This is a genomic window from Hydrocarboniphaga sp. (genome assembly GCF_028291725.1).
GTDB lineage: Bacteria > Pseudomonadota > Gammaproteobacteria > Nevskiales > Nevskiaceae > Hydrocarboniphaga.
Genome location: NZ_JAQGNT010000036.1, coordinates 1 through 17,256 on the forward strand (window position 1 = coordinate 1; position 17,256 = coordinate 17,256).

Genomic DNA, 17,256 nt, shown 5'->3' on the forward strand with positions numbered 1-17,256 from the left:
TGTGAACGGCGGTTCAAATCCGCGTAAATCTGGCGGCGAGAAGTCAGCGAGTCCAATCCAGGCTGGACAGAACGGGGGATGGTTGGCGGTCGCGTGAGCGATGCCCAGTGCCGACACGGGCCTGGGCGGTATCGCGACGGATGGATCGGGGCAGTGAGTGGCAGCGACAGCGCGAAGCGGGTAAGAAGTCGCGACCGCTGAAGAGCGGGTACGGCGTCGCTCACTCCTGGCCGGTTTGATTCGACGCCGCATCCGCACGCGCTTGAGAACAAGTGCCCGTTGACTATGGCACTGGGGGACGAATCACGTCCAGCGCTCTTCGGCATGACCGGAGACGCCATTGGACGATTCCGCGCGATGGTTCGTGTGCGCCCGCTGCCGCGTGCAGGTTGTGCTGTGCAGCGGTTGCGACCGAGGCCAGATGTACTGCGGGACGGACTGCTCGCAGCAGGCGCGCCGGGCGTCCCAGCGTGAAGCGGCGTGTCGCTACCAGGGCAGCTACCGGGGCCGTCTGGCCCATGCGCAACGCGCACGCCGTTATCGGGCGCGGCGAAAGAAAGTGACGCATCAGGGTTCACCCGCGGCGGGGTCGGATGGTGTAGTGCCGCGGTCCCCGCCGACACGGTCCGCGTCGCCGGCAACGAAGCTGCTGTGCTGGCGCTGCCAGCGCTGCGGAGCACCGGTGTCGCCGTGGTTGCGCAGTCGTTTCCTGCGCCGTCGCCGGGCCCATCGATCCGCGTCCCGAGGACGGCAACCGTATGAGCATTGGCCCTGATTTGACGATGCAAATCCTGCGCTACTACCACGTCGAGAAGTGGCGCATGGGCACGATCGCGCGCCAGCTGGGCGTCCATCACGGCACCGTCGCGCGCGTCCTGCACCAGGCCGGTCTGCCGCGGCTCGGCGCACCGCTGCGACCCAGCGCCGTGGATCCCTATCTGCCCTTCATGCTGCAGACGCTGGAGCAGTTTCCCCGCCTCACCGCCAGCCGCCTGTACGCGATGGTGACCGAGCGCGGCTATCGCGGCTCACCCGATCATTTCCGGCACCGGGTAGCGCTGCACCGCCCGCGCCCGAAGGCCGAAGCGTACCTGCGTCTGCGCACGCTTCCCGGTGAACAAGGACAAATTGACTGGGCTCACTTTGGAAAGCTCACCATCGGCCGGGCGCAGCGTCCGCTGATGGCTTTCGTGATGGTGCTGAGCTATTCGCGCCGGATCTATCTGCGCTTCTTCCTCGACGCCCGCATGGAGAATTTCCTGCGCGGGCACGTCGGCGCGTTTGCGGCCTGGAACGGTCTTCCGCGGATTCTGTTGTATGACAACTTGAAAAGCGCCGTGCTCGAACGGCGCGGCGATGCGATCCGCTTTCACCCGACGCTGCTGGAGTTTGCCGGGCATTACCACTACGAACCACGTCCGGTCGCCGTGGCGAGGGGCAATGAGAAGGGGCGGGTCGAGCGAGCCATCCGTTACATCCGCGATGCCTTCTTCGCCGCCCGGAGATTCTCCGACCTCACCGATCTGAATGCGCAGGCCGCGCAGTGGTGCGAGGGCCCGGCCGCCGACCGGCCGTGTCCCGAAGACCGCACCCGGAGCGTGCGCGAGGTCTTCGCTGAGGAAGCCCCGCAGCTACTGGTGCTCCCGGAACACGAATACCCCCTGATCGAGCGCCGCGCCGTCACCGCCGCCAAGACCCCGTACGTGCGCTTCGACTTGAACGATTACTCGATCCCCCATACCCATGTGCAACGCGCCCTGACGGTGCTCGCCGACCCTGCGCGCGTGCGCATCGCCGACGGCGCCCAGGTGCTGGCCGAGCATGCGCGCTGCTACGACAAGGGCCGGCAGATCGAGCAGGCGTCGCACATCGAGAAACTGGTGCAGGCCAAGCGCGCAGGCCGTCAGCATCGCGCTGCCGACCGGCTCGCCCACGCTGCACCGGCCAGCAGGACCCTGCTGGTCCAGGCCGCCGAACGCGGCGGCAACCTGGGCTCGATCACCGCCGCCCTGGTCCGGCTGCTGGAGCGCTACGGCGCCGCCGAATTGCAGGCCGCCATCGACATGGCACTGGCTTCGAACGTCCCGCATCCCAATGCCGTGCGCCTGGCACTCGAACGCCGGCGCGAGCAGCGCCAGCAACCACCGCCGATCGCCCTGACCCTGCCGGCACACCTGCAGGGCCGCGATGTCGCGGTGCAAGCGCATCGGCTGGACACCTACGACCGTATCAAGGACGCCGCCGATGACTGACCTGCAACAGCGTGCCCGGGATCTGCACCTGCATGGCCTGCTGGCCCACTGGGGACAAGCCGCCAACGCCCCCTGGCTTGCCGACCTGCTGGCCTGGGAAGAGCAGGAACGGGCCCGGCGCAGCCTTGAACGCCGGGTCCGCGACGCGCGCCTGGGGTGCTTCAAGCCGCTCGCCGACTTCGACTGGACCTGGCCCAGCCGCTGCGACCGCGCCGCGCTGGACGAGCTGATGACGCTGGCGTTTCTCGCCGATGCCACCAACGTCTTCCTGGTCGGACCCAATGGCATCGGCAAATCCACGCTGGCGCGCAATCTCGCCCACCAGGCCCTGGTGCAGGGCCACACGGTGCTCTTCATCAGCGCCGGCCAGCTGCTCGGCGATCTGGCCGCCCTCGATAGCGATTCCGCGCTCCGGCGTCGCCTGCGCCACTACGCCGCCATTGATTTCCTGTGCATCGACGAGGTCGGCTACCTGTCCTACTCCAACCGCCACGCCGACCTGCTCTTCGAACTCACCAATCGCCGCTACGAACAGAACAGCACGCTGATCACCACCAACAAATCCTTCTCCGAATGGAAGGAGGTTTTTCCCAGCGCCGCCTGCGTGGTCTCCCTCATCGACCGCCTCACTCATCACGCCGAGATCATTGCCCTGGAAGGCGAGTCCTACCGCCTCAAGGAATCCCGCGAACGCGCCGAGCAGCAGGCGGCGCGACGGCGCAAACCCCAGCGCTGATCGCCATGCCGACGCTCCCTGCACATCGGCCGCAACTGCCGCTCGACTGGTCCGGGCAACAGGCCCACGCCGTGCTCGAACTCCTGCAGATCCTCCAGGACGACCTCTGGCGGCTCTATCACCAGGACATCCAGGACTTCCTACGCCACGATCGGCAGCCCGACCGGGCCGCCATCGACCAGGACGAGCTGCTCACGCTTGCCATCAATGTCCTGCGCGACAGTGCCGAGTGCCTGCAGATGCCATCGGGCCTCGACCTGCCGCCCGCCGCAGCGGACCTGCATCGATTGGCCGCCGACTGGCTTCAGGGCTTGAGAAACAGCCGTCGCGAAATCCCGTAGTCCCCCGCCGACTGCTTCCAAGTCACAGGCCACCACGTCGCCGCCACAGAGCAAGCCTTGCCGCCGGATTTACGCGGATTTACGCAGCCGGTAACAGCAAGAGGTAGGTGCTTGAATTGTTCTTCGGCCTTGGTGTGTGTCGCGCGTCCCGCACCTTCGAGGTATTGCAGTTCGCGGCTCACATTGAAGATCGAGCATATCCTTCCGGCCTGCGCCGCGATCTGCCGTAGTCCCTGCAAGACTGCATTGCGCTCTCGACCCGGCTTGCCATCGCAAAACACCCATCAGCAAGGCTTGCCCTACATGCTGCGGGTCGGCATACACCTCTACAACGTCTACGCGGCTCATTCGGGTTCCTGGCGCCCGGAAGGCGGATTCTCCGATTCGACAACAGCGGCTGCTCGCCGAGGAGCGCGCTTAGGAGTTTCCAGCTTCAAGTCCTGCAGCTTGCGGCCCAACTCATCGTCCTTGGCGATCAAGCCGATGTCGTTCTCCAGCCCAATCGCCTGCAGCACCCTTGCATAGACGCCTAAGCTCACCGCGGGATCGCCTTGCTCCACCCGCGAGTAGGTCTTACGGGTAATACCGGCACGCTGCGCCACGGTCTCGGCCGAATAGGCACGACGTAAGCGCGCCTTTCGGATGTTGTCGCCCATTCCCTTCAATAGACGGGAAAGGCGAGGCAATAAAGCGGGTGATGTTCGGGCCATAATGGGTCATATCGTACCCTTTAGAATCATTATTTGTATATGATATGACACATTATGAATTCAAGGCCGTAGCCCGCGGCGGCGCATCAGCAGATACGCCGCCGGCAACACGATCATCGACAGCAGCGGCGCGGTGATCATGCCGCCGATCATCGGCGCGGCGATTCTCTGCATGATTTCGCTGCCGGTGCCCTGGCCGACAAACAGCGGGATCAGCCCGGCGACGATGACGGCGACGGTCATCGCCTTGGGCCGCACACGCAGCACCGCGCCTTCGACCAACGCGTCGCGCAGATCGGCCTCGGTGTGCAGCTCGCCGCTGTCGCGGCGATCGCGGATCGCCTTGTCCAGATAGACCAGCATGATCACGCCGAACTCGGCCGATACGCCGGCCAGTGCGATGAAGCCGACACCGGATGCCACCGACAAGTGCTGGCCCAGCAGGTAGATCAGCCAGAAGCCGCCGGCCAGCGCGAACGGCAAAGTCGCCATGATCAGCGTCGCCGACGCGGCGCTGCGGAACGTCAGATAGAGCAGCAGGAAAATCACCGCGAGCGTGAATGGCACGACCAGCTTGAGCCGCTGCGACGCGCGCTCCAGGTATTCGAACTGGCCCGACCAGGCGATCGAATATCCAGGTGGCAGCGGCACTTGCTCGGCGACTGCGCGCTGCGCGTCGGCCACATATCCGCCGAGGTCTCGCCCGCGGATATCGACGTAGACCCAGCCATTGGGCCGTGCGTTCTCCGACTTGATCATCGGCGGCCCGTCGGTGATCGCGACACTGGCGACCGAGCCCAGCGTGATGGTCTCGCCGCGTATCGTCACCACCGGCAGATCGCGCAGATCCTGCACCGAATCGCGACGCTCGCGTGGATAGCGCAGGCTGATCGGAAAGCGCTGCAGCCCTTCGACGGTCTCGCCGATATTCTCGCCGCCGATCGCCACCGAAACGATGCGCTGCACGTCGTCGATACTCAGGCCATAGCGCGCCGCGGCCAGCCGGTCCGGCACGATCTCGATGTAGCGTCCTCCGGATACCCGCTCGGAGAATGCCGACGCGGTTCCCGGGATCTGCTTCACCACCGCTTCGATCTGGCTGCCCAGGCGCTGGATCACCGCCAGGTCGGGCCCGGCGATCTTGATGCCGACCGGCGATTTGATGCCGGTCGCGAGCATGTCGATGCGGTTGCGGATCGGCTGCACCCAGACGTTGCCCATGCCCGGGATTTTCAGCGCCGCGTCCATTTCCGCGATCAATTGCTCGGTATCCAGGCCAGGGCGCCACTCGGATTTCGGCTTGAACCGGACCGTGGTCTCGACCATCTCCAGCGGCGCCGGATCGGTCGCGGTTTCCGCGCGGCCGATCTTGCCGAACACGCGCTCGACTTCGGGGAAGGTCTTGAGGATGCGGTCGGTCTGCTGAAGGATCTCGGCGGCCTTGCCGACGGACAGGCCCGGCAGCGCGGTGGGCATGTACAGCACGTCGCCTTCATCCAGCGGCGGCATGAATTCGCTACCCAGATGCGTCGCGGGCCACAGTGTCGCCAGCGAGACCATCGCCGCAATCGCCAGCGTGGAACGCGGATAGCGGAGCACGGCATCGATCACCGGCCGATAGCCCGCGATCAGCACGCGGTTCAGCGGATTCGCGGTCTCATCGGCGATGCGTCCGCGGATGAAGGCGAACATCAACACCGGGATCAGTGTGACCGAAAGCCCGGCTGCCGCAGCCATCGCATAGGTCTTGGTATACGCCAGCGGTGCGAACAGGCGGCCTTCCTGCGCCTGCAGCGTGAACACCGGCACGAAGGACAGCGTGATGATCAGCAGGCTGAAGAACAGCGCCGGGCCGACTTCGGCGGCAGCCTCGGCCATCAGCCCGAGCCGCTGCTCGCCTTCCGGTTCGTGACCTGCATGCTCGTGCCGCCAGACTTCGAGTTTCTTGTGCGCGTTCTCGATCATCACCACGGCCGCGTCGACCATCGCCCCGATCGCGATCGCGATGCCGCCCAGCGACATGATGTTGGCGTTGATGCCCTGCGCGTGCATCACGATGAACGCGGCGAGGATGCCGATCGGCAGCGTCACGATCGCGACCAGCGCCGAACGCAGATGCCACAGGAAAATCAGGCAGACCACGGCGACGACCAGAAACTCTTCGAACAGCTTCTGCGACAGGTTGTCGACGGCGCGGTCGATCAATAGCGAGCGGTCATAGGTCTCGACCACTTCCACGCCTTTGGGCAGGCTTGCTTTCAGTGTTTCGAGTTTGGCTTTGACCGCCTTGATCGTGGTCTGTGCGTTCTCGCCCGAACGCAGCACGATGATGCCGCCGACCACTTCGCCCTCGCCGTCGAGCTCGGCGATGCCGCGCCGGGTTTCCGCGCCGATCTGCACCGTCGCGACGTCGCGCAGCAGGATCGGTGTGCCGTTGCTGCCCAGCCCGAGCGGAATCTGGCGGAAGTCATCCAGCGATTTCAGATAACCGCGTGCACGCACCATGTATTCGGCTTCGGCGAGTTCCAGCACCGATCCGCCGGCTTCGTTGTTGGAGGCCTTGACCGCCGCGATCACCGTCTCCAGCGGCAGGCGGTAGGCCCGCAGCCGATCCGGATCGAGCACGATCTGGTACTGCCGGTTGAAGCCGCCGATAGTCGCGACCTCGGCCACGTTGGGCACCGTTTTCAGCTCGTATTTCAGGAACCAGTCCTGCAGTGCGCGCAGCTGGCCGATGTCGCTGGCGCCGCTGCGATCCACCAGCGCGTACTCGTAGATCCAGCCGACGCCGGTCGCATCCGGCCCTAGTGCCGCGCGCGCCGTCGCCGGCAGGCGCCCCTGCAGTTGTGACAGGTACTCGAGTACCCGCGAGCGCGCCCAGTACAGATCGGTGCCGTCCTCGAACAGCACGTAGACGAAGGACTCGCCGAACAGCGAATAGCCGCGCACGGTTTTCGCATGCGGCACCGACAGCAGTGTGGTCGTCAGCGGATAAGTGACCTGGTCTTCGACGACCTGCGGCGCCTGTCCCGGATACGTGGTCCTGACGATCACCTGCACGTCCGACAGATCGGGGATCGCATCCAGCGGCGTGTTGCGCGCGGAATACAGGCCCCAGGCCGTCAGCAGCAACGCGCCGAGCAGAACCAGAAAACGGTTGTGCAGCGACCAGTGAATCAGCCCGGCGATCACGGCACTGCTCCAAGCCGCGGCTGCGCTGCGTCGGCGGCGTTCATGCGCTGGTAGGCGCCGAGCAGGCTGGCTTCGGAATCGATCAGGAACTGGCCCGAAGTCACCACCTGCTGACCCGGCCTCAGCCCGCTGATGACGACGATCTGCTCGTCATGCTCCGGCCCCAGCGTGACTTCCACGGGGCGGTAGCGTCCCGCGCTTTCCACCACCAGCACCACATTGCGGGTGCCGGTGCGGATCACCGCTACACTCGGCACCAGCGTGAGTTCGGCACCATCCAGGCCCGGCAGCGACACCTGCGCGAACATGCCGGGCTTCAGCGCCAGATCGGCGTTGTCGAAAGCCAGCCGCGCGCGCAGCGTGCGTGTCTGCGCATCGAGCAAGGGATAGACGTAGTCCACACTGCCGCTGAAAAGCCGGCCCGGCAGCGACGGCAGTCGCGCCTGCGCTGCGCGGCCCGGCGTCACCGAAGCTGCCTGTACTTCGGGTATCTCGACGACGATCCAGATTTTGGACAGGTCGGCGAGCTTCATCAGCGGCATGCCCGGCGTGACCTGCATGCCCTCGCGCACCAGCAGCTCGGTGACCACGCCGGACTGCGGCGCGCTGATCGCGACGCGGCGTTGCGCGCCATTTTTGTTTTCGCCGATGCCGAGCAGACTCAGGCGCGTGCGCGCCGCTTCGATCATCGCGGGGTCGTCCAGTTTTTTGGCCAGAACCAGCTCTTCCTGGGCCGCGAGTAGATCGGGCGAGTACACGCCGGCCAGCACTTGTCCGCGCTGCACGACGTCGCCGACCGAGCGCACGTCCAGATGCTCCACCCAGCCCGCGGCACGCGCCGCTATGGCGACGATGCGCCGCTCGTCGACCATCACGCTGCCGACCGCCTCGATGCCGACGGAGCCGGGCCCGGCGGTGACGGCGGCGGTGCGCATGCCCAGGTTCTGCGCCATGCGCGGATCGATCGTGACGATCGTGGAGCTGCTTACCGACGCGCTTTCGTCGGCGTATTTCGGCACCAGCTCCATGTCCATGAAAGGCGATTTCCCGGGACTGTCGAAATGCTGGTCGGGCTTCATCGGGTCGTACCAGTACAGCGCTTTGCGATCGGCTGCGGCCGTGCTCGGCGCGGCCGCTTGCGGCGAGTGATGTTTTGCGAGCCACCAGCCGCCGGCGGCAGCGGCGAGGATCACGAGAACCGCAATGGGGATTGTTTTATTCATCGGAGTTCTCCCCGCCGTCGGAGGCGGTGCCGTAGGCGCCGAGGTAGCGGAGTTGGATGGAATGCATGGCGGCGTCGAGCTGTAGATCGAGCCGGTTCATTTGCAGCTCGAGCGCAGCGCGGCGCGCGTCGAGGACCTGGGTCAGCTGGCCGCTGCCGGAGCGCCAGGCGGCGAGCGCCGCGTCGATGCGCGATCGGGTTTGCGGCAGCAGTGCGTCGTCGTAGTCCCGGATGCGCTCGCCGAGACGGATCAGATCGTGATGGTTGAGCCTGGCTTCGGCCTGGAGCTGGCGCAGGCCGTCGGCGACCGCAAATTCCGCGGCGTCCTTCTCGGCCAGCGCCGCGGCCAGGCCGCGATCCTGGCGGTTGCGCGTGAACACCGGCAGATCCACGCCGAGCTTGAGCGTCACTTCTTCCGAGTACGCTTGCCGGTGCGCGTAGCCCAGCTCGACGCGCCAGTCCGGCGCGTAACTGGCCTGCGCCAGATCGGCACCGGTCTGCGCCGCCGCCACCTGGGCCTGCAGGCCGGCCAGCTGCGGATGGACGCGGACGCGCGCCAGCACCCGCTCCAGCGGCGGCAGCGGCGGGGGGGCCGGCAGATCCGCATCGATGGCCTGCTGCGCGGCGTCGCCGATCCACCGCGCCAGCCGGTTGCGGGCATGCGCGAGGCTCTGCTCGGCGCCCGCGACATTGTCGCGCAGCCGGCCTGCCTCGATGCGCGCCGTCAGCAGATCGGCCTGCGCCGCCCGGCCGGCCTTCAGTGCGATCTCGACCGCCTGCACCTGCACTTGCGCCTCGCGCTGCGTCGCGCGCGTCAGCTCAAGGGCCTGCTCGTCGCGCCACACCTGCAGCCAGGCCAGGGCCGCGTCGCGGCGGATGCTGCGCGCGGCCAGACTACGGTCGGCGGCGAGGCGTTCGACTTCGTGCCCCAGGCTGTCGCCGCGCAGCTGGCGCTTGGCCGCGCGCGGGAACTCCTGCATCAGGCCGACCTGGATCTGGGTGTCGCTGTCCTGCCGGAAGCTGCCCGCCTCGGCCGTATCCACCGGCAGATCGACGACGCCGGCGAGCAGTTGCGGATCGGGCAGCTGCCGCGCCGCGATGGCCTGCTCGCGTGCCGCGCGGGCTCTTGCGTCGAGTGCTTCCAGCAGCGGTTGCTGCTCGACCGCGAGCTGCTCGGCCTGCTCCATCCGCAGCCTGGTGGCAGCGCCGGAATCCGCAGGCGGATCGCCGGGCGGTGGTTCGGCGTGGAGCGGGAACATCGCGAGTGCCAGCGCCGTTGCCAGCGCGCGGGCAAGGGCGGGCGACAGCGGCAAGCCGGCGCGGATCGCGCGCAGGCAGTCGAACGGTTTCATTGCGGTGTCTCTCAGCGAAGCAGGCTGATGCGCTCACTGGAGCGGGTTGACGAGGCTAAGGCCTCCTCGGGATTCCGACTCCGGCGGTGGCGGACGCAGCCGTGGCTGCGCCGGGCTCAGGCCGGCAGCGTGATCGGAGGTCGGAAGCTGGCGCCGTCGGGAGCGGCGGGGTAGAGCGTCGCGGCGATGCGGCCGGCCGGCAGCTGATCCGGGGCCAGCGGCAGCATCGTTTCGGCGTTCAGGATCGCGAACGTGCCCAGCGCGCAGCTGAGCATGTCGGGGCAGGCCGCGTTGCAGCAGCTGCGCTTGCCGGCATCAGCGGATGGGTGGTGACAGGGCATCAGCTGCGCGCCGGCGATGCTGACCGATGTCGGATGACCGCGCAGCTCGGCCGGCGAACGGCCGGCCGCGGCTACGCCGTAGCCCTGCACCAGGAATACCAGTGCCAGCATCAGGTTGAGCAAGGGCCGGAGCGTGTGCATGCGATGGCAACGTTATGCCAGGCAGCGATGCGCGGGCAAGCCGGGATCATCCACAGCCCGCTTCACAGCTCGGTCCTCAGATCCCAGAGTTCCGGGAACAGCGTGATGTCCACCGCTCTGCGCAGATAGCCGACCCCATCGGTGCCGCCGGTGCCGCGCTTGAAGCCGATGATGCGCTTGACCGTGGTCATGTGACGGAACCGCCATTGCTGGAACCAGTCATCGACATCGACCAGCTTCTCGGCCAGCTGATACAGATCCCAGTACCGATCGGGGTCGCGATAGATCTGCAGCCAGGCTGCACGCACGCTGTCGTTGCTGGCATGAGCCGCGCGGAAATCACGCTTCAGCATCGCCGGCTCGATCGCAAAACCGCGACGCGCCAGCAGTGCGATCGCCTCGTCGTACAGGCTCGGCGCGCGCAGGGCTTCGTCGAGCGTGCTGCTGAGCGCGGCGTCGTGGCGATGCGGCGCGATCATCGCCTCCTGCTTGTTGCCGAGCATGAACTCGATGCGCCGGTTCTGCACCGACTGGAAGCCGGACGAGCGTCCCAGCGAATCGCGGAATGCCGAATACTCGGCCGGCGTCATCGTCGACAGCACGTCCCAGGACTGGATCATCTGCGCCTGGATGCGGCCGACGCGCGCCAGGTTCTTCAGTGCCGGCTGCAGCCGGTCTTCGCGCACGCCGGTGATCGCCAGGCCGAGCTCGTGCAGCACCAGCTTCATCCACAGCTCGGTGGACTGGTGGATGATGATGAACAGCAGCTCGTCGCTCTGCTCGCTGAGCGGCTTTTGCGCCGACAGCAGCGTGTCGAGCTGCAGGTAGTCGCCGTAGCTCATGGCCTTGGCGAAGTCGGTGTACGCGCCGGTATCGGCAGGTGTGTCGGCCATCAACGTGGCTCCAGATTGCAGACGCTGAAGCATGCGACCAATGCAGCCGAATAAAAAGCGCTCTGCCGTAGGTTGGGGTGAGCGCAGCGAACCCCAACATCGGCGCGGGGCAAGCGTTGGGGATCGCTGCGCTCACCCCAACCTACACGACGTTCACCTCGTAGCCTTCCGCGCGGATGGCCGTGGCGATGGCCTGCGTGCTTTGCGCAGTTTCGATCCTCGCGTGGCCGGTCGGCAGGTCGATCGCGACCGTCGCCGCCGGGTCCAGCGTCTGCACCGCGCGTGTCACGGCGCGCACGCAATGGCCACAGGTCATGCCCTTGATTTCCAGGTCCAGCACGGTGCTTCTCCAGGTTTGCTCGAGACCACAGTCTGGACCTTCCCATCATGGCAAGCTCAAGTCCCGGAGCCGCGCTTGACCTTGCCATGATGGGAAGGTCTATCGTGGGCAGATGCACAGTATTGACCTCGCTATCGGCGGCATGACTTGCGCGTCCTGTTCCGGCCGGGTCGAGCGTGCGCTGCGCCGTGTTCCGGGCGTGAGCGCGGCCAACGTCAATCTGGCGACCGAGCACGCCACGGTCAGCGGGCAGGTCGATAGTGCGGTCTTGATTGCCGCCGTCGTCGATGCCGGCTACCAGGCGCGCACGCTGCAGGCGCCGCCACCGGCGGAGTCGCGCTGGCCGGCCTGGAGCGCAAGCGCGACGGCTGCAGTGCTGAGCCTGCCGCTGCTATTGCCGATGCTGATCATGCCCTTGGGCCTGCACTGGATGCTGCCGGGCTGGCTGCAACTGGTGCTCGCGACGCCGGTGCAGTTCGGCCTCGGCGCGCGCTTCTATCGCGCGGCCTGGAGCGCGCTGCGTAACCGCACCGGGAATATGGATCTGCTGGTCGCGCTCGGTACTTCGGCAGCGTACGGGCTGTCGCTGTTCGAGTTGCTGAGTCAGGGCATGCACGCCGTACTGTATTTTGAAGCATCGGCCGTGGTCATCACGCTGGTGCTGCTCGGCAAGTACCTGGAGGCGCGCGCCAAGCGCCGCACCGGCGCCGCGATCCGCGCGCTGCAGTCCTTGCGGCCGGAGACGGCGAGGCTGCGCAGCGCATCGGGCGCGGAAACCGATGTGCCGATCGCTCAGGTGCGCGTCGGCGACGTCGTCGTGATCCGGCCCGGCGAGCGCGTGCCGGTCGACGCGCTGGTGCTCGACGGCCATAGCGAGGTCGACGAGTCGCTGATCACCGGCGAGAGCCTGCCGGTGGACAAGTCGGCGCCGGATCGCGTCATCGGCGGCGCCATCAATGGCACCGGGCTGCTGCTCGTGCGCACGCTCGCGGTCGGTGCCGAATCCATGCTCGCGCGCATCGTGCGGCTGGTGGAATCGGCGCAGGCCGGCAAGGCGCCGATCCAGCGGCTGGTCGATCGTGTCAGCGCGGTGTTCGTGCCGGTGATCGTGCTGTCGGCGGGTGTCACGCTGCTCGCCTGGGGACTGGTCTCGGGTGACTGGGAACAGGCGCTGATCAACGCGGTGGCGGTGCTGGTGATCGCCTGTCCCTGCGCGCTGGGCCTGGCGACGCCGGCCGCGATGATGGCAGGCACCGGCGCCGCTGCGCGCCAGGGCATTTTGATCAAGGATGCCGAGGCGCTGGAGCTGCTGCGGAGCGCGACGATTGCGGTGTTCGACAAGACTGGCACCTTGACCCGCGGCCGCCCGCGACTGGTCCGCTTGCAGGCTGCCGATGGTCGCGGCGAAGTGCCGCTGCTGCAGGATGCAGCGGCATTGCAGCGTGGCAGTGAGCATCCGCTGGCGCGTGCGGTAATCGATGCATCGCGCGAACGCGGCGCGCCGCTGGTGGAGGCGGGCGATGTTCGCGCGCTGCCGGGCCGCGGTATCGAAGGGCGCATCGCCGATCGCGTGCTGCAACTCGGCAACGCGCGGCTGATGCGCGATGCCGGCATCGATCCAGGCTCGCTGGACCTGCAGGCCGCCGAACTGCAGCGGCATGGCATGACCGTGTCCTGGCTCGTGCAGACCGCACCCTCGCCGCAGTTGCTCGGCCTGCTGGCATTCGGCGACGAGATCAAGCCCGAAGCGCAGACCGCGATCGCGCGCCTGCAGCAGCGCGGCATCCGCTGCGTGCTGCTGACCGGTGACAATCCCGGCGCGGCGCAGGCAGTCGCGCGGCAGATGGCGATCACCGAGGTCCATGCCGAGGTGCTGCCGGCCGGCAAGTCCGCGGTCATCGAATCGCTGAAGCGGCCCGGCGAGCGCGTGGTGATGATCGGCGACGGCATCAACGATGCGCCGGCGCTTGCCGCCGCCGATGTCGGCATCGCCATGGCCACCGGCACCGACGTCGCGATCAGCTCGGCTGCGATCACGCTGATGCGCGGCGACCTGTCCCTGGTTGCCGATGCGATCGACATCGCGCAGCGAACTTCGCGCAAGATCCGGCAGAATCTGTTCTGGGCCTTCGTCTACAACCTCGCCGGCGTGCCGCTGGCGGCGCTGGGCCAGTTGAACCCGGTGATCGCCGGTGCCGCGATGGCCTTCAGCAGCCTCAGTGTGGTCGGCAATGCACTGAGCTTGAGCCGCTGGCGCGGCTCCGCCAGGGAGAAAGCAGATGCCGCGCACTGAGGCCCGCAAAGCCGCCGCTGTTGTCAGTCTCAACATCGGCCAGGCCGCCGAGGCGAGCGGCGTGTCGGCCAAGATGATCCGCCACTACGAGAGCATCGGCCTGCTGCACGGCGTTGATCGCAGCGACGGCAACTATCGCCGCTACGACGAAAGCCAGCTGCATTCGCTGCGCTTCATCAAGCGCGCCCGCGGCCTGGGGTTTTCCACCGGCGAGATCGAGGAGCTGCTGGGCTTGTGGCGCAATCCGCGCCGCGCCAGCGCCGAGGTCAAGCGCATGGCGCAGCGCCATGTCGCCGATCTGGACGCGAAGATCGACGAGTTGCGCTCGATGCGCAATGCGCTCAGCGATCTGGCGCGCCATTGCCACGGCGACCAGCGTGCGGACTGTCCGATCCTCGAAGACCTTGCCGCGACGGTGCAAAGAACCTGAGCGCAGGCCGCGGTTGCGGCTGTGCGGCCAGTATTTGTTGATACACGACAGCCCTTGCTCCTGAGTCGTCGCCAGCGGCTGCCGAGCCGGTGCGACGCGGTCCTAATGGCAGCACGGAGCAGCTGCCGATGGAGCCGGATATGCCGCGGACGTGAAGCCCGATCCCCAACTGTAGGAGCGGGTCGTACCCGCGACTGTGCCGGTGAAGCCTCAGTCGCGGGTACGACCCGCTCCTACAGTTGGGGGTCGAACTTGTGCAAAAAATTATCGCACCACCGCCGTCTTCAGCGCCGCCCGATACGTCCGGCTGCAGGGCAGCTTGGCTCCGTCCTTCAGCAGCAGCCGCGCATCGCCGGTGTCCAGCGGCTCGATGTGCGCGATCTGGTCGAGGTTGACGATGTAGCGGCGGTGCACGCGCAGGAAGCGTTCGGGATCGAGCCGCTGTTCGATCGCCGACATCGTCGAGCGCAGCGGATAGGCGTGGCCGCGGACGTGCAGGTTGACGTAGTTCTCGGCGGCTTCCAGCCACTCGACATCGCGCGCGGCGACCAGAAAATCCTTGCCGAGCTTGCGCACCAGGAAGCGCTCCGGTCGCTCGATCGGCTCGACCGGTGCACCTTCTTCCGGCTCCGCCAGCAGTCGCGCCTCGCCCTGCAGGCGCAGCAGCAGCAGCCGGTAGGCGTAGAGGATCGCCAGCATGTAGACGTAGCTGCGTACGTCCTTCAGGTATTCGTAGAGCAGCTCGCGCGGCCAGTCACCGAAGTCGTAGCGCGAATTCATCGCCGCGTAGGCCAGTGCGCGCAGGCCGACCATGCCGGCGACATGGCTCAGCGAAAACGCCAGGCTGCCGGCCAGGTGCAGTGCCGCGCTGCGGCGCCAGTGCTGCCAGCGCAGCGGGAAGCGCCGTTCGTACAGCAGGACTGCGGGCACCAGCGCGAGCAGCATCAGACAGCTCGAGAACTCCCAGACCACCGGCTCCCAGTCCTCGAACGACGGGCTGCTGCGGTGCAGAGCCAGAACCACGTCGATGGAATTGAGGCTGGCGTGCATCAGCCAGTAGGCGAACCAGAAGCCGATCTCGTAGCGTCGCCGATGGGCGAGATAGCGGTCGAGAGGGCTCGCGGGACGATCGGACATGCGCGCATTGTAGGCAGGCATTCGGGCCCGTGGCCCCGGTTCGTCAACGCCGGCCGCGCTTTGTCACTTTTCGGCCGCGAATCGTCACTTGGCGGCTGCTCGGACTCGTTCGCCGGATCATTCTGATCATCTCGCAACGACCCGAGCCGCACATGTCCGCACCGACCCCGCGCCGCCACGATATCGACGCCCTGCGCGTGATCGCGTTCGGCACGCTGATCCTCTATCACCTGGCGATGTTCTATGTCGGCGGCGAGGACTGGGGCTGGCACGTCAAGAGCCACTACCTGGCCGACTGGCTGCAGCCGCCGATGCTGATGCTGAACCGCTGGCGGATGGAGCTGCTGTTCCTGATCTCCGGCGTGGCGCTGAGCCTGATGCTGGGCAAAAGCCCGTCGCCGGGCCGGCTCGCCGCCAGCCGCAGCGCGAGGCTGCTGATCCCGCTGGCTTTCGGCATGGCCGTCGTGATCCCGATCCAGCCCTATTGCCAGATGCTGGCGAAGCAGGTGATCGCACCGGGCTTCTGGGAGTTTCTGCTGCGCTACTGGTCGGGCCGCGGATTCCCGCCGGACGCTTATGGCGGCTGGGAGCACGGCTGGACCTGGAACCATCTCTGGTACCTGGCCTATCTGTGGGTCTACACGATGCTGCTGCTGCCGGTCGCGTGGTTGTTCGACACCTCAGCGGGCCGGCGGCTGCGCTCGCAGTTGCTGTCGTTGCGCGGCAACGCGCTGATGCTGCTGCCGGCGATCCCGTTCGTGATCTATGCCTGGCTGCTGCAGAGCCGCTTTCCGCAGACCAACGATCTGCTTCACGACGGCTTCATGCACCCGGTCTATTTCACGATTTTCCTGTACGGCTATCTGCTGGGTACCGAGCGCGGACTATGGGACGAGCTGAAGCGGCGGCGCTGGCACAGTCTGGGCTTCGCGGCGCTGCTGTTCTGCTGCTACTACGTCGCCCTCGAGATCGTCGACGACGATCTGCCGGCCTGGCAGCTGGCCGCGATCCGCACGCTGCGCTGGACTTATGTGTGGGTCGCGATCTGCACCGCGCTGGGCTGGTCGCACCAGCTGCTGAATCGTCCATTCCGCTGGCTGCCCTATGCCAGCGAGGCGGTGTTCCCGTGGTATGTGCTGCATCAGAGCCTGATCGTCGGGCTCGGTTTCTGGCTGTCGGCGCTGTCGCTGGGCCCGGTCGTCGAGCCGCTGCTGCTACTGGCCGGCACGGTTGCCGGCTGTGGGCTGCTGCATCACGTTCTGATCCGGCGCATTGGCTGGCTCAGGCCGCTGTTCGGGCTCAGGCGCCAGGCCCTGCCGCATCGCGCGCTGCCTGCGCCGGCCGTTATTCTTGAAGGATGAGCGAAGACGAGGTTCTGAAGGTCAGCGAACTATCCGGGCACGCGCTGGCGGGCCTGCTGTCGCATCGAGGCCTGGAGCTGGTGTGGGTTGAGGACGGCGCGAGCATCCCCGGCAGCTACTGGGGCGAGCGCGAGGCCGGGCTGATCGGCAACCGCCTGTACCTGCGCGCCGATACGCCGGTGCATTCGGCGCTGCACGAGGCCTGTCATTACCTGTGCATGGAGCCGGCGCGCCGCGGTGGCCTGCATACCGATGCCGGCGGCAGCGACACCGAGGAGAGCGCGGTCTGCTACCTGCAGGCGCTGCTGGCGCCGCGGCTCGCCGGCTACAGCCGCGAGCGCCTGTTTGCCGACATGGACGCCTGGGGTTACCACTTCCGGCTCGGCAGCACCCGGGCCTGGTTCGAGGCTGACAGCGACGACGCGCAGGCCTGGCTGGCCGGGCAGGGTTTGCTCACGCCGTTTTTGCTGACGATGTCTCCACTCGATACCTGAGGAGTCCACAGCGCGGTCGCC

The 17,256-nt window shown here is 67.0% G+C and carries 15 protein-coding genes; 7 read left to right on the forward strand and 8 right to left on the reverse strand.

The features are described from left to right. The first annotated feature begins 758 nt into the window (after positions 1 to 758). The 3 genes from istA to JWQ90_RS09345 are packed head-to-tail and all read left to right on the forward strand — an operon-like array spanning position 759 to position 3,329. Positions 759 to 2,252, forward strand: coding sequence for an IS21 family transposase (gene istA, locus JWQ90_RS09335; protein ID WP_299692558.1), 1,494 nt, complete (start codon positions 759 to 761; stop codon positions 2,250 to 2,252). After that, entirely contained in the window at positions 2,245 to 2,988 is a 744-nt protein-coding gene (gene istB, locus JWQ90_RS09340; RefSeq protein WP_299692561.1) for an IS21-like element helper ATPase IstB, read from the forward strand. Before istA ends, istB begins: the two co-directional genes overlap by 8 nt. A gap of 5 nt (positions 2,989 to 2,993) precedes the next feature. Beyond that, positions 2,994 to 3,329 (forward strand): hypothetical protein, encoded by a 336-nt coding sequence (locus JWQ90_RS09345; RefSeq protein WP_299692564.1) that lies wholly within the window; start codon positions 2,994 to 2,996, stop codon positions 3,327 to 3,329. A 344-nt stretch (positions 3,330 to 3,673) separates the two neighbouring features. Here JWQ90_RS09345 and JWQ90_RS09350 read toward each other — a convergent pair whose 3' ends face one another. From JWQ90_RS09350 to JWQ90_RS09380, 7 genes are all read right to left on the reverse strand, one after another. Continuing rightward, complete coding sequence (locus tag JWQ90_RS09350) at positions 3,674 to 3,985, reverse strand: helix-turn-helix transcriptional regulator (protein ID WP_299692567.1); 312 nt, start codon at positions 3,983 to 3,985, stop codon at positions 3,674 to 3,676. A gap of 114 nt (positions 3,986 to 4,099) precedes the next feature. Beyond that, positions 4,100 to 7,231 carry an efflux RND transporter permease subunit gene (locus JWQ90_RS09355; RefSeq protein WP_299692570.1) on the reverse strand — a complete coding sequence of 1,044 codons (3,132 nt, stop codon included), beginning with the start codon at positions 7,229 to 7,231 and terminating at the stop codon, positions 4,100 to 4,102. Beyond that, entirely contained in the window at positions 7,228 to 8,454 is a 1,227-nt protein-coding gene (locus JWQ90_RS09360) for an efflux RND transporter periplasmic adaptor subunit (protein ID WP_299692573.1), read from the reverse strand. Before JWQ90_RS09360 ends, JWQ90_RS09355 begins: the two co-directional genes overlap by 4 nt. After that, a complete protein-coding gene (locus JWQ90_RS09365) occupies positions 8,447 to 9,805 on the reverse strand; it encodes a TolC family protein (RefSeq protein WP_299692576.1) in 1,359 nt (452 codons plus the stop codon). Before JWQ90_RS09365 ends, JWQ90_RS09360 begins: the two co-directional genes overlap by 8 nt. Positions 9,806 to 9,921: 116 nt before the next feature. Next, positions 9,922 to 10,287 (reverse strand): hypothetical protein, encoded by a 366-nt coding sequence (locus tag JWQ90_RS09370; protein WP_299692579.1) that lies wholly within the window; start codon positions 10,285 to 10,287, stop codon positions 9,922 to 9,924. Between the two features lie 62 nt (positions 10,288 to 10,349). Next, positions 10,350 to 11,180 (reverse strand): tryptophan 2,3-dioxygenase, encoded by an 831-nt coding sequence (gene kynA, locus JWQ90_RS09375; protein WP_299692582.1) that lies wholly within the window; start codon positions 11,178 to 11,180, stop codon positions 10,350 to 10,352. Positions 11,181 to 11,322: 142 nt separating this feature from the next. After that, entirely contained in the window at positions 11,323 to 11,520 is a 198-nt protein-coding gene (locus JWQ90_RS09380) for a heavy-metal-associated domain-containing protein (RefSeq protein WP_299692585.1), read from the reverse strand. Positions 11,521 to 11,632: 112 nt separating this feature from the next. Here JWQ90_RS09380 and JWQ90_RS09385 point away from each other — a divergent pair, with 112 nt between their 5' ends. Together JWQ90_RS09385 and cueR are read left to right on the forward strand one after the other, a co-directional pair. Continuing rightward, positions 11,633 to 13,813 carry a heavy metal translocating P-type ATPase gene (locus JWQ90_RS09385; RefSeq protein ID WP_299692588.1) on the forward strand — a complete coding sequence of 727 codons (2,181 nt, stop codon included), beginning with the start codon at positions 11,633 to 11,635 and terminating at the stop codon, positions 13,811 to 13,813. After that, a complete protein-coding gene (gene cueR, locus JWQ90_RS09390; protein ID WP_299692591.1) occupies positions 13,800 to 14,243 on the forward strand; it encodes a Cu(I)-responsive transcriptional regulator in 444 nt (147 codons plus the stop codon). Before JWQ90_RS09385 ends, cueR begins: the two co-directional genes overlap by 14 nt. 264 nt (positions 14,244 to 14,507) lie before the next feature. Here cueR and JWQ90_RS09395 read toward each other — a convergent pair whose 3' ends face one another. Further along, positions 14,508 to 15,380, reverse strand: coding sequence for a LytTR family DNA-binding domain-containing protein (locus JWQ90_RS09395; protein ID WP_299692594.1), 873 nt, complete (start codon positions 15,378 to 15,380; stop codon positions 14,508 to 14,510). Between the two features lie 152 nt (positions 15,381 to 15,532). Here JWQ90_RS09395 and JWQ90_RS09400 point away from each other — a divergent pair, with 152 nt between their 5' ends. Both JWQ90_RS09400 and JWQ90_RS09405 read left to right on the forward strand, forming a co-directional pair. After that, positions 15,533 to 16,741, forward strand: coding sequence for an acyltransferase family protein (locus tag JWQ90_RS09400; RefSeq protein ID WP_299692597.1), 1,209 nt, complete (start codon positions 15,533 to 15,535; stop codon positions 16,739 to 16,741). After that, the gene (locus tag JWQ90_RS09405; protein WP_299692600.1) at positions 16,738 to 17,235 is read left to right on the forward strand and encodes a hypothetical protein; all 498 of its coding nucleotides are present in this window, start codon (positions 16,738 to 16,740) and stop codon (positions 17,233 to 17,235) included. Before JWQ90_RS09400 ends, JWQ90_RS09405 begins: the two co-directional genes overlap by 4 nt. Positions 17,236 to 17,256: the final 21 nt, after the last annotated feature.